The sequence below is a fragment of the Pseudomonas sp. 2995-3 genome (assembly GCF_002742565.1).
Taxonomy (GTDB): Bacteria; Pseudomonadota; Gammaproteobacteria; order Pseudomonadales; family Pseudomonadaceae; genus Aquipseudomonas; species Aquipseudomonas edaphica.
The window spans coordinates 290,391-302,447 of sequence record NZ_LJSB01000038.1; the positions used below are offsets into that span (position 1 = coordinate 290,391).

At 60.8% G+C, this 12,057-nt stretch carries 9 protein-coding genes; all 9 read right to left on the reverse strand.

Annotated elements, in window-relative coordinates; all coding sequences use genetic code 11:
• Positions 1-65: 65 nt before the first annotated feature.
• A complete protein-coding gene (gene pgi, locus AOA62_RS01570; RefSeq protein ID WP_017139241.1) occupies positions 66-1,730 on the reverse strand; it encodes a glucose-6-phosphate isomerase in 1,665 nt (554 codons plus the stop codon).
• Positions 1,731-1,954: 224 nt separating this feature from the next.
• Positions 1,955-2,806: a pantoate--beta-alanine ligase gene (panC, locus tag AOA62_RS01575; RefSeq protein ID WP_017139240.1), complete on the reverse strand. Its 852-nt coding sequence runs from the start codon at positions 2,804-2,806 to the stop codon at positions 1,955-1,957.
• On the reverse strand, positions 2,803-3,603 hold the full coding sequence (gene panB / locus AOA62_RS01580; protein WP_099547642.1) for a 3-methyl-2-oxobutanoate hydroxymethyltransferase: 801 nt from the start codon (positions 3,601-3,603) through the stop codon (positions 2,803-2,805). The genes panC and panB overlap by 4 nt, the downstream gene beginning before the upstream one ends.
• A gap of 315 nt (positions 3,604-3,918) precedes the next feature.
• The gene (folK, locus tag AOA62_RS01585) at positions 3,919-4,404 is read right to left on the reverse strand and encodes a 2-amino-4-hydroxy-6-hydroxymethyldihydropteridine diphosphokinase (RefSeq protein ID WP_099547643.1); all 486 of its coding nucleotides are present in this window, start codon (positions 4,402-4,404) and stop codon (positions 3,919-3,921) included.
• Positions 4,405-4,406: 2 nt separating this feature from the next.
• Positions 4,407-5,810 carry a polynucleotide adenylyltransferase PcnB gene (locus AOA62_RS01590; protein WP_099547644.1) on the reverse strand — a complete coding sequence of 468 codons (1,404 nt, stop codon included), beginning with the start codon at positions 5,808-5,810 and terminating at the stop codon, positions 4,407-4,409.
• 708 nt (positions 5,811-6,518) lie between these two features.
• Entirely contained in the window at positions 6,519-7,949 is a 1,431-nt protein-coding gene (locus AOA62_RS01600) for a sigma-54 dependent transcriptional regulator (RefSeq protein ID WP_099547645.1), read from the reverse strand.
• A 22-nt stretch (positions 7,950-7,971) separates the two neighbouring features.
• On the reverse strand, positions 7,972-10,926 hold the full coding sequence (locus AOA62_RS01605; protein WP_017139235.1) for a sensor histidine kinase: 2,955 nt from the start codon (positions 10,924-10,926) through the stop codon (positions 7,972-7,974).
• Positions 10,910-11,086, reverse strand: coding sequence for a hypothetical protein (locus AOA62_RS01610; protein ID WP_003176118.1), 177 nt, complete (start codon positions 11,084-11,086; stop codon positions 10,910-10,912). Before AOA62_RS01610 ends, AOA62_RS01605 begins: the two co-directional genes overlap by 17 nt.
• Before the next feature lie 62 nt (positions 11,087-11,148).
• Positions 11,149-12,036, reverse strand: a complete 888-nt coding sequence (gene gluQRS / locus AOA62_RS01615) for a tRNA glutamyl-Q(34) synthetase GluQRS (protein ID WP_099547646.1) — start codon at positions 12,034-12,036, stop codon at positions 11,149-11,151.
• Positions 12,037-12,057 lie beyond the last annotated feature (21 nt).

Sequence of the window (12,057 nt, forward strand, 5' to 3'; positions counted from 1 at the left end):
TGCACGCTGTGGGGAGAGGGTTCAAGGCCAACGTCCAAACGGACGTTGGCCTTGGTGTACCGGCCTCAGCCGCGGTGACGACCGCGGAAGTAGTTGATCAGGCCCTGGGTCGACGCATCGTCAGCCAGGGTTTCTTCGGCGCCGGTCAGGCGGTTGTAGACACCTTTGCCCAGCTCTTTGCCCAGCTCCACGCCCCATTGGTCGAAGGCGTTGATGCCCCAGACCACGCTTTGTACAAACACTTTGTGTTCATACATGGCGACCAGTGCGCCCAAGCGACGTGGGCTGATGCGCTCGACCACGATGGTGTTGCTCGGACGGTTGCCCGGGATCACCTTGTGAGGCGCCAGTTTCTGCACTTCGGCTTCCGGCAGGCCTTTTTCGCGCAACTCAGCCTCGGCTTCACTGCGGGTCTTGCCGAGCATCAGTGCCTGGCTCTGGGACAGGCAGTTGGCGTACAGCCACTGGTGATGGTCGGACACCGGGTTGAAGCTGACGATCGGCACAATGAAGTCGGCCGGGATCAGTTGAGTCCCCTGGTGCAGTAACTGGTGGTAAGCATGTTGACCGTTGCAACCGACGCCACCCCAGATCACCGGGCCTGTATCGGTGGACACCGGTGTGCCGTCCTGGCGCACGCTTTTGCCGTTGGACTCCATGTCCAGCTGTTGCAAGTGTTTGGTGATGTTACGCAGGTAGTGGTCATACGGCAGGATCGCATGGCTCTGCGCACCCCAGAAGTTGCCGTACCACACGCCCAGCAGGCCCAGCAGCACCGGCATGTTTTGCTCGAACGGCGCGTTCTGGAAGTGCTGGTCCATGGTGTAGGCACCGGACAACAGTTCTTTGAAGTTGGACATGCCGATGGCCAGGGCGATTGGCAAGCCAATGGCCGACCACAGCGAGTAACGGCCGCCGACCCAGTCCCACATCGGGAAGATGTTTTCTTCACGGATACCGAACGCCACGGCCGCCGCGTTGTTGCTCGATACGGCGATAAAGTGACGGTACAGTTCGGCTTCCGAGCCACCCTGGGCCAGGTACCAGGCGCGGGCGGCCTGGGCGTTTTTCAGGGTTTCGAGGGTGTTGAAGGATTTGGACGAAACGATAAACAGCGTGGTCTCGGCGCGCAGCTTCTGGGTCAGTTCGTGGAACTCGCTGCCGTCGATGTTTGCCAGGTAGTGGCAGCGCACGCCTTTGTGAGCGTAGGACAGCAATGCCTCGGAGACCAGCTCCGGGCCGAGGAACGAACCACCGATGCCGATATTCACTACGTCAGTGATCGGCTTCTCGGTGTAACCACGCCACAGGCCGTCGTGGATGCGGCCGACCAGGTCAGTGATCTGGTTCAGCACCTTGTGCACGTCCGGCATGATGTTTACGCCGTTGACCGACAGCTTGTCGCCCACTGGGCGGCGCAGCGCCGTGTGCAGGGCGGGGCGACCTTCGGAAGAGTTGACCGGCTCGCCTGCGTACAGCGCGTCAATCGCGGCTTTAAGGTTGACTTCTTTGGCCAGGCCCACCAGCAGGTCACGGGTTTCGCTGGTGATCAGGTTTTTCGAGTAATCGAGGAAAAGCCCGCAGCTGCTCAAGGTGAACTGGGAAAAGCGCTGGGGATCGGCATTGAACGCGTCGCGCATGCTGAAATCCTGCATGGCTTGGCGATGTTGATTGAGCGCTTGCCAAGCGGGCAGAGCGGTAACGTCATGAGGAGTGCGGTAGTACGCCATCGCTGCGGGTTTCCTTTTATTACGGGGACTTGCCTTTAGGACACTTCTAAATCCGGAACGTTGAGTCTTTCATCAGGCGTTTGAGTCCGGTCAGCGCCAACAATGGCGCAGGGCGATTACATTAAACCTAGCGTGTCGATATGTCTTGGCTTTGTCTGCGCTGTTGCCGGTACTTTTTTATACCGGCACAGCGATCAGGGCAACAGGCGAAGTGCCTGGCGGGGTCAGTTGAGGGTCAAATGCAGGTTGTCGATCAGGCGTGTCGCACCCAGATAGGCCGCCACGAGGATGACGATATCCCGATCCTCAGGCGTGGCCGCACGCAGGTGCACGCCTTGGCGCACTTCCAGGTAATCCATGCGCAGCCCGGCAGCTTCAATCTGCGCGATCTGCTCGGCACGCAGCTTGGCGAAATCCTGCTCGCCGCCTTTTATAGCCGCCGCAATCTGGCTGAGGCTGCGGTAGAGCACCGGCGCAATCGCGCGCTGTTCTTCGTTGAGGTAGCCGTTGCGTGACGACAGCGCCAGGCCGTCGGCGGCGCGCACGGTGGGCTCGCCGATGATCTGGATGGGCATGTTCAAGTCATGCACCATGGCGCGGATGACCGCCAGTTGCTGGTAGTCCTTCTGGCCAAATACGGCCATGTCCGGCTGGACCATGTTGAACAGCTTGCTCACCACCGTCGCCACACCTTCGAAGTGCCCGGGTCGGCTGGCACCGCACAGGCCCTCGGACAGTTGCGGAACGCTGACGCGGGTTTGGCCGGTCATGCCGCCGGGGTACATTTCGTCGACGGTGGGCGCAAACAACAGATTGCAACCGGCTTGCAGCAGCTTTTCCTGGTCGGCAGCCAGCGTGCGCGGGTACTTGTCCAGGTCTTCGCCTGCGCCGAACTGCAACGGGTTGACGAAAATGCTCGCCACCACAAAGTCCGATTGCTGTGCGGCCTTGGTCACCAAGGTGGCGTGGCCGCTGTGCAGGTTGCCCATGGTGGGCACAAAGCCAATGCGTTTGCCGGCACTGCGCGCGTGGGCGACGGCGGCGCGTAGTTCTCTTACGGTTTTAACGGTGTTCATGCAGAGAACCCATGTTCTTCGCCAGGGAACGTCACGGCTTTGACTTCGCTCACGTAGGCGGCCAGGGCTGCCTGGATGCTGTCCTGGCCTGCCATGAAGTTTTTCACGAATTTGGGCGCACGGCCGGTCAGCGACAGGCCGAGCATGTCGTGTACCACCAGCACCTGGCCGTCGGTGGCCGAGCCTGCGCCAATGCCGATCACCGGCACTTTGACTGCCTGGGTAATTTCTGCCGCCAGTTCGCTGGGCACGCATTCGAGTAGGATCATCGCGGCGCCGGCTTGCTCCAGGGCAATGGCATCCGCACGCATCTGGCGCGCCTGGGCTTCATTGCGGCCTTGCACCTTGTAGCCGCCGAAGATGTTCACCGACTGCGGCGTCAGGCCCATGTGCACGCACACTGGAACGCCGCGCTCAGCCAGCAGCCGGATCGACTCCGCCAGCCATACCGCGCCTTCGACTTTGATCATGTGTGCACCGGCTTGCATCAGCTTGCCGGCGTTCTGGAAGGTTTGTTCAAGGGTGGCGTAACCCATGAACGGCAGGTCAGCGATGATGAAGGCGCCGTCGTTACCGCGTTTGACGCTGGCCGTGTGGTACGCAAGTTCGTCAGTGGTGACCGGCAGGGTGCTGTCATTCCCTTGAAGAACCATGCCCAGTGAATCGCCAATCAACAGCACTTCAACCCCGGCCTCGCAACTGGCGTGGGCGAAGGTGGCGTCATAGCAGGTCAGCATGGTGATTTTTTCACCTTTGAGCTTCAGGCTCTGCAAGGTGGTCAGGGTAATGTCTGGCATGGAAAGGGTCCTCGTTCAGGCGCTTGGAAACAGCGAGTAACGCGCGTGAGTCTTCGTTTATACAGGCGCACTGTCTTGAGAGCAGTGCTTATAAGGCCTGGATTGCGCCCTTCAGCGCCGGGTTGGCGGCAGCGGGACGCCTATAGTCGTGATGAGGACACGGGAAGTCAATTGGATGTGTTACCGCATTGTTACGAGTGGGGTGTTACCCCTGTTACGGGTGGGAGCTGGCGTGCCTGCGATGGCAGCATCGCGCAATAGCGGGTGTACCGAGTTGCCCGCATCGCAGGCAAGCCAGCTCCCACATTGACCGGGTCAATCTTGGGGCAGGCGCTCCAGGCCTGCAAACGGGCAGGCTGCCAGCAGCTCGCTGAGTGTTTGGCCATTGGGCAGTTGCAGGTCGGCGGGTGCCAGTTCTGCCAATGGGTACAGCACAAACGCGCGTAGATGCATCTGATAGTGCGGCACCTTGAGGCGCGGCGCGTCGATCAGGCGCTGGCCAAACAGCAGGATGTCCAGGTCCAGGGTGCGCGGTCCCCAGCGTTCCAGGCGCTCGCGGCCCTGGTCGTTCTCGATGGCTTGCAGTGCATCGAGCAGGTCCAGTGGCGCAAGATCGCTGTTCAGCGCGGCGACCGCATTGGTGTAGCGCGGTTGGCCCGGGAGCAGGGAGTCACTTTGATAGAACGCCGACACGCCAACGAGGGCCGTGCCGGGCAATTGCGCCAGGGCTTCGACAGCGCTGCGCAATTGCTGGTCCGGGGCAGCCAGGTTGCTGCCCATGCCAATGTAGACACGTTCCACGTTTATTCGCCCGCAGCGCCCGAGGCATCGGCCGCGCTGCGCTTGCGCTTGGTGCCGCTGCGACGACGTTTTTTCGGGCCAGTGCCTTCGCCATCGCCTTTGCTGCCGAGGTCGCGAATCATGTCGCGGCGCTGGCTGTCATTGGCGTCCTGGTAGTCGGTCCACCATTCGCCCAGGCCGTCGGTCTGCTCGCCGGCGCTTTCGCGCAGCAGCAGGAAGTCGTAGCCGGCACGGAAGCGCGGGTTATCCAGCAACAGGTCGGCGCGTTTGCCACTGCGGCGCGGCAGGCGCTCCTGCATGTCCCAGATCTCGCGGATCGGCATGGTGAAGCGTTTGGGAATGGCGATGCGCTGGCACTGCTCGGCGATCAGCTCATGTGCGGCTTCCTGCATGGCCGGAATCGGCGGCATGCCACGGTCTTGCAGGCGCAATACGCGCTTGGGCAGGGCAGGCCACAGCAGGGCGGCAAACAGGAACGCCGGCGTTACCGGTTTGTTCTGCTTGATGCGCAGGTCAGTGTTGATCAACGCTTCGCTGATCAGCGTGTGGGTGTACGTGGGGTTGTATTCCAGTGCCTCGGCGCTGGCCGGGAACAGCGGGTCGAACAGTTGCAGGTCGACCAGCATTTCGAACGTATCGGCGGCATAACCCGAGAGGAACAACTTCAGCACTTCTTCGAACAGGCGTGCCGAAGGAATTTCCCGCAGCATCGGCGCCAGCTCGCGAATCGGCGCGGCGGTGTGTTTCTCGATGCCGAAGTTCAGCTTGGCGGCAAAGCGCACGGCGCGCAGCATGCGTACCGGGTCTTCCTGGTAACGCTGCGTCGGGTCGCCGATCAGGCGGATCAGGTTGTTGCGAATGTCGTGTACGCCGTTGGCGTAATCGAGAATGCGCTCGCTGACCGGGTCGTAATACAGGGCGTTGATGGTGAAGTCGCGGCGCTGCGCGTCTTCTTCCAAGGTGCCGTACACGTTGTCACGCAGGATGCGGCCGCTCTCGTTGCGGGAAGACTGATTGGTGTCTTCCTCATCATCGTTTTGCGGATGGCCTGCGCGGAACGTCGCGACCTCGATGATTTCGCGACCAAAGTGGATATGCACCAACTTGAAGCGGCGACCGATGATTCGCGCATTGCGAAACTCGGCACGCACCTGCTCCGGCGTGGCGCTGGTGGCGACGTCGAAATCCTTGGGCGTGATATTGAGCAGCATGTCACGTACGCAGCCGCCCACCAGATAAGCCTGGTAGCCGGCGTTCTGCAAACGTTCGACGATGTTCACTGCATAGCGGCTGAATTGAGCGCGCTGCAATGAATGCTGATTGCTGTTAAGCACTTCAGGCGTGCTGCGAATGTGTTGCGTACGACGCAAGGGGGAACGGAATGACTGGAACAACTTCTTCAGCATGGGATGCACTGTTTGAAGGAATGTTCGGCCATAACGAAGAATGACCGCATGATGGGCCGGGATTCTAGCATTTAGTCGAGGGATGGTGTAGGAACAAGCTGCAAGGCTTGAGCCAGAAGCTTAAAGAAGGGTGTGAGCGGGTCAAATGCCGGAAACTACAAGGGGAGCCGAAGCTCCCCCAGAAGTAGTTGCGTGCTCTATTTTTATTATGGTTGCGGGCTTTTTGTTTTTGTTGATCGCCCTCGCCATGAAGTTTCACCTTCATGACACTCCCAATCGGGAGCCAAGAGCAAACGGATTGCTTTGGTCGCTGTGTTGCTGATCTACGATCCAACCAGTTCAGGCTCTGCCTTAGGGCAGTTTTTGTTGTTCTCGGCCTGGTTGCGGGGCAAGCCCCAAATGCAACGCCTCTCCAAAAGAATCAGTTAGCTGCGCCTCCGCCGTGTTGTTTTTGTTATGCGTGAGTCGATTCGTCTTATTTTTATTGTCTTGTACAAAGCTTGTTATTGTTTTTGTACTAAGCATATAGCAGGGTGCGTGCCAACTTTTGTGTCGCCCAGCAAAACCGGGGGTTTGAGCTGGTTCTGGCTTTTGGAAGGGCGAAAAAAAGCCGGGGCTTCGTTACCGTAAGCCCCGGCTTCTGTTACGTGAAAAAGCTGCGGTAACAGTTTTTTCACATCTGAGGGTGTTACCTGTGGGGGTGCGCCCTCAGCTTTCGCTGGCCACCCCGGTCTTGCGCCGTGGAATGCCCAGGCGTTGGCGCCGTTCCCACAGGCATTTGCGACTTACGCCCAGCTTGCGAGCCAGCTCGGTCTCGGTCATATGGTCCTGATGCTCAAGCACGAAGTGCTGGAAGTAGTCTTCCAGTGACAGGTCTTCGGTCGGCTCATGGCTGGTATTGCTGCCACCGCCCTGTTGCGGGGCCAGGCCGATGAAGTCGTCGTCTTCCAGGTCGCTCAACTCGATATCGATACCCAGCAGCTCGGCAGAAATTTCCGGGCTCTCCGACAGAATCACCGCGCGCTCGACCGCGTTCTCCAGTTCGCGGACGTTACCCGGCCACGAGTAATGCCGAATCGCCTGCTCGGCGTCGGCGGCAAACTTGAGGTCGGTACGGTTGATGCGCGCGCTCTGGCGCAGCAGAAACGCGCTGGCGATCTCATTCACGTCGGCGCCACGCTCGCGCAAGGCCGGCAGCTTGAGGGCGATGACATGCAGGCGGTAATACAAGTCTTCCCGGAACTGGCCGATCTTGGCCAGGCTCTTGAGGTCACGGTGGGTCGCGGCGATCAGGCGCACATCGACCTTCTGTGATTGCACCGAACCGACACGGCGAATCTCGCCTTCCTGCAACACGCGCAGCAAGCGCGCCTGGGCTTCCAGGGGCAGTTCGCCAATTTCGTCGAGGAACAAGGTGCCGCCGTCCGCCGCTTCGACCAACCCCGCACGCCCGGCGCTGGCGCCGGTAAATGCGCCTTTCTCGTGCCCGAACAGTTCGGACTCGATCAGGGATTCGGGAATCGCCGCGCAGTTCACCGAAATCATCGGCGCTTTGGCACGTTTGGACAGGTTGTGCAGGGCGCGGGCCACCAGCTCTTTACCGGTGCCCGACTCGCCCTGGATCAATACATTGGAGTCGGTCGGCGCCACTTTGCGGATCTTGCTGTACAGATCCTGCATCGGTGGGCAAGAGCCGATGATGCCGATCTCGCCGTTGCTGTTGTCGGCCCCCGGCTTCTCGGCAGCCTTGCCGGCAGGACGCTGTTCGGCCGGCGTACTGCCAGCCGACTGACGGTCACGCAGAATGCGCGCCACGGCCTGGAGCATTTCGTCGTGATCGAAAGGCTTGGCGATGTAGTCCACCGCGCCCATCTTCATCGAGTCCACCGCCGAGCGCAGGCTGGCGTAGCTGGTCATGATCAGCACGGGCGTGCCCTGGCCAAGCTTGATCAGCTCGGTCCCCGGCGCGCCCGGCAGGCGCAGGTCGCTGACAATCAGGTCGAACGTGGGAATGCTGAAACGCTCTTGGGCTTCCTGCACCGAGCCGGCTTCGCTGACCTGGTACTGATTACGTTCAAGCAGGCGACGCAAGGCAGAGCGGATAATGGTTTCGTCTTCGACGATCAAAATGTGCGGCATTGATTCAATTCTCTCGACGGTCTCAGTTCACAGCGGACGTCGCTTCGACATGACGCGGCAAGGTCACCCGAATACGGGTGCCGCGTTGGCTTTCGGTGTCAGCCGGGCTGTCGATGGTGATTTGTCCATAATGCTCTTCAACGATGGAATAGACCAGTGCAAGGCCCAGACCGGTACCTTCACCCGGGTCCTTGGTGGTGAAGAAAGGTTCGAACAATCGATCCATGATGTTCTGTGGAATACCGCTGCCTTCGTCCTCCACGATCAGGTCGACCGTGTGCTCGAAAGCCTCGCTCTTGACGCGTACCGCACTGCCGGCGGGCGTTGCGTCACGGGCGTTTGAAAGCAGGTTGATCAGCACCTGCGCCAAGCGTTGGGAGTCGCCGTCAACCCAGTGGTCCGGGTCGCACAGGTTAAAAAACTGTACTTCGAAATTGCGCCGGTTCAAGGCCAGCAGCCCAATGGCATCCTGCGCCACTTCCGCCAGGCACACCGCTTCGTCATGGTTCTGATGGGCGCCGGCGTGGGCGAAGCTCATCAGCGACTGCACGATGCGTGACACGCGCTTGGTCTGCTCGAGGATCTGCCCGCTGATTTCGGTGATTTCAGCGTCTTCTTCGCGCTCTTCGCGCAGGTTTTGCGCCAGGCACGCGATACCGGTGATCGGGTTGCCGATTTCATGGGCCACACCCGCGGCCAGGCGACCGATGCTGGCCAGGCGTTCGGAGTGCACCAGCTTGTCTTCGAGCATCTGGGTTTCGGTCAGGTCCTCCACCAGCAGCACCAGGCCACTGTTGCCCGGCGCCAGCGGCTCGTCGATCGCCGCTTTGTGCAGATTGAGCCAGCGGGTCTGGCCGTCCAGCGCCAGGTGCTGTTTGTGCAAGTGCTCGTCGGGCAGGTTGATAAAGCCTTGCAACAGTTCTTTCCAAGGGTCGCCCAAGGTATTCAGGCGCGAACCCACAACACGTTGTGCGGCGATGCCGGTGAGTTCTTCCATCGCCTTGTTCCACATCAGGATCTCTTGATCCTTGGCCAGGGAACACACGCCCATCGGCAGTTCCTGAAGGGTTTGACGGTGATAGCGGCGCAGGGCATCGAGTTCGGCGGCAAGGCCGGTGAGACGTGAGTGGTAATCCTCCAGCCGGCTCTCGATGAAATGGATGTCTTCGGTGACGTAGTTTTCGCCGCCGGCCTTGTAGGGCAAGAAGGTTTCCACCATGTCCTGGGACACGCTCGGTCCCATCAGGCCGGACAGGTTGGCCTCAATGCGGTCGCGCAAACGGCGCAGGGCGTAGGGCCGGCGCTCGTCAAACGGCAGGTAAAGGTCGCGCAGCGCCTGCTCGACTTCCTTTTGCGCAGCCTTGGCGCCCAGCGGCTTGGCCAGTTGGGTGGCGAACTCTTGCGGTGAGGCGGCGTGCAGCTCGCGGCGTTGCGGGCGGCGCACGTTGTCCACCGCGCAGGCTTCGGCGGCGCTGGTTTCTTCGGGGCTGGCGTTGGTGAACAGCGAGATCAGGGTAAACATCAGCACGTTGGCGGCCAACGAGGCGATCGCTGCCATGTGCCAGCTGGTGTCATCCAGCACGTAGATCATGTTCAGCAGCGGAATATAGAAGCCCTGCAAGTTGCCGACCAGCGGCAGCAGCATGGTCACCATCCACACCAGAATGCCTGCCAGCAGCCCGGCGATAAAGCCGCGACGGTTGGCGGTTGGCCAGTACAGCACCGACAACACACCCGGCAAGAACTGCAAGGTCGCCACAAACGCGACGATGCCGAGGTTGGCCAGGTCTTGCCCAGCGCCCAGCAGCAGGTAGAAGCCATAGCCGGCCATGATGATGGCGACGATCAGCGCGCGGCGCGTCCATTTCAGCCAGCGGTAGATATTACCTTCGGCTGGCGGCTGATACAGCGGCAGCACCAGGTGATTGAGCGCCATGCCGGAGAGTGCCAGCGTGGTGACGATGATCAAGCCACTGGCCGCCGACAAACCGCCTACGTAAGCCAGCAATGCCAGGGATTTGCTGTTGGCGGCAATACCGACGCCAAGGGTGAAGTATTCGGGGTTGGTGGTGGCGCCGAGCTTGAGGCCGGCCCACAGGATCAGCGGCACCGCCAGGCTCATCAGCAGCAGGAATAACGGCAAACCCCAGCTGGCGCTGACCAATGAGCGCGGGTTGAGGTTCTCGGTGAAGGTCATGTGGTACATGTGCGGCATCACGATGGCCGAGGCAAAGAACACCAGCAGCAGCGTGCGCCATGGGCCTTCCTGCAACGGCGTGTGCAAAGCGGCGAGGGCGGTCTGGTTTTGCAGCAACCACAACTCCAACTGTTGCGGCCCGTCGAATACGCCATACAGCGCATACAGGCCGACACCGCCGATGGCGATCAGCTTGATCACCGACTCGAAGGCAATCGCAAACACCAGGCCTTCGTGTTTCTCGCGGGTGGCGATATGGCGTGAGCCGAAGAAAATCGTGAACAGCGTGATCAGTGCGCAAAAAGCCAGGGCGACGCGGTGCTGCACCGGTTCGCGGGTGAGGATGCTGATGGAGTCCGCCACCGCCTGGATCTGCAGGGCCAGCAACGGCAGCACGCCGATCAGCATAAAGATCGTGGTCAGCGCGCCGGCCCAGGTGCTGCGAAAGCGGAAGGCAAACAAGTCCGCCAGGGACGACAGTTGATAGGTGCGGGTGATTTTCAGGATCGGGTACAGCAACACCGGCGCCAGCAGGAACGCGCCGGACACGCCCAGGTAGCTGGACAGAAAGCCGTAGCCATACTGATAGGCCAGCCCCACCGTGCCATAAAATGCCCAGGCGCTGGCGTAGACGCCCAGGGACAAGGTGTAGGTCAACGGATGGCGAATGATCGCCCGCGGAATCATTCCGCGCTCACTGATCCAGGCAACCCCGAACAACGCGGCCAGGTAGGCGGCGCTGATCAGCAGCATCTGGGTGAGGCTAAAGCTCATCGGCATCTTTTTGGCTCTGCAGGATGAAGGTCACGACGATCAGGATCAACCACAGCAGATAAGGGCGATACCAGGCGCCCGTGGCGTCGATCCACCAATCCATGATGGCCGGGGAAAACAGGTAGATCCCGACGACCAGCAGCAGGACCAATCGATAGATGTACATGTTGGCCTCTGATTAAAAAACTGCCGCGATGGTAACGGATGCTTGGCAAGCTGCAAGCGCCTTCAGCTCAATTGCGCTTCGGCCAGCGTGAGTGTGCGCGGAATCTGGCTGGCGTCCCAGTGTGCAATGCCCCAATCCAGCAGTTCCCGTGGGCTGGCGTGCAGCATTTCGCTGCCGGGTTGCTGGCCGAGGGCGCGCAACGCTCTCAATAGCAAAGGTGTGGCCTGGTCGGGTGTCAACGGCGGCGAGCGGTAGGATTTGCCCAGCTTGTTGCCGTCCGGCTGGGTGATCAGCGGCACGTGCAGGTAGCGCGGCTGGCGCAGACCCAGCAGTTCCTGCAGGTAAAGCTGGCGCGGCGTGGAATCGAGCAGGTCGGCGCCGCGCACGATGTCGGTGACACCTTGCCAGGCATCGTCGAGTACCACTGCCAGTTGGTAGGCATACAGGCCATCGCGACGGCGGATGATGAAATCGCCCACATCACGGCCCAGGTGCTGTCGGAATTCGCCTTGCACGCGGTCGGTAAAGTGATACTCCAGCTCCGGAACGCGCAGGCGGATCGCCGCGTCTTGCTGATCGTGCCCGAGGTTTCGGCACAGGCCTGGATAGATCCCGTGGTAGGGCTCCAATTGTTTACGCGAGCAGGTACAGGCGTAAGCCAGGCCGTGGTTGAACATGTCGTTCAAGACTTTGGCGTAGGCATCATGCCGCTCGCTTTGCCGGACCAGTTCCCCATCCCACTCAAAGCCATAGCTTTCCAGGGCGTGCAGGATCGCCGCCTGGGCGCCGGGTTCTTCACGGGGTGGGTCGAGGTCTTCCATGCGCATCAGCCAGCGGCCGTGATTGGCGCGGGCATCGAGGTAGGAGGCGAGCGCGGCAACCAGCGAACCGAAGTGCAGGTGGCCGCTGGGCGTGGGGGCGAAACGCCCGATATAAGTAGAGGCTGTCATGGGCCGGATACTACTGGAAAA

What these genes read in the sequence shown, in the direction of transcription:
- AOA62_RS01610 (WP_003176118.1), bottom strand. Translation starts at nt 11,086, where the DNA reads ATGTACATCTATCGATTGGTCCTGCTGCTGGTCGTCGGGATCTACCTG.
- panB (WP_099547642.1), bottom strand. Translation starts at nt 3,603, where the DNA reads ATGCCAGACATTACCCTGACCACCTTGCAGAGCCTGAAGCTCAAAGGT.
- AOA62_RS01590 (WP_099547644.1), bottom strand. Translation starts at nt 5,810, where the DNA reads ATGCTGAAGAAGTTGTTCCAGTCATTCCGTTCCCCCTTGCGTCGTACG.
- gluQRS (WP_099547646.1), bottom strand. Translation starts at nt 12,036, where the DNA reads ATGACAGCCTCTACTTATATCGGGCGTTTCGCCCCCACGCCCAGCGGC.
- pgi (WP_017139241.1), bottom strand. Translation starts at nt 1,730, where the DNA reads ATGGCGTACTACCGCACTCCTCATGACGTTACCGCTCTGCCCGCTTGG.
- AOA62_RS01605 (WP_017139235.1), bottom strand. Translation starts at nt 10,926, where the DNA reads ATGCCGATGAGCTTTAGCCTCACCCAGATGCTGCTGATCAGCGCCGCC.
- panC (WP_017139240.1), bottom strand. Translation starts at nt 2,806, where the DNA reads ATGAACACCGTTAAAACCGTAAGAGAACTACGCGCCGCCGTCGCCCAC.
- AOA62_RS01600 (WP_099547645.1), bottom strand. Translation starts at nt 7,949, where the DNA reads ATGCCGCACATTTTGATCGTCGAAGACGAAACCATTATCCGCTCTGCC.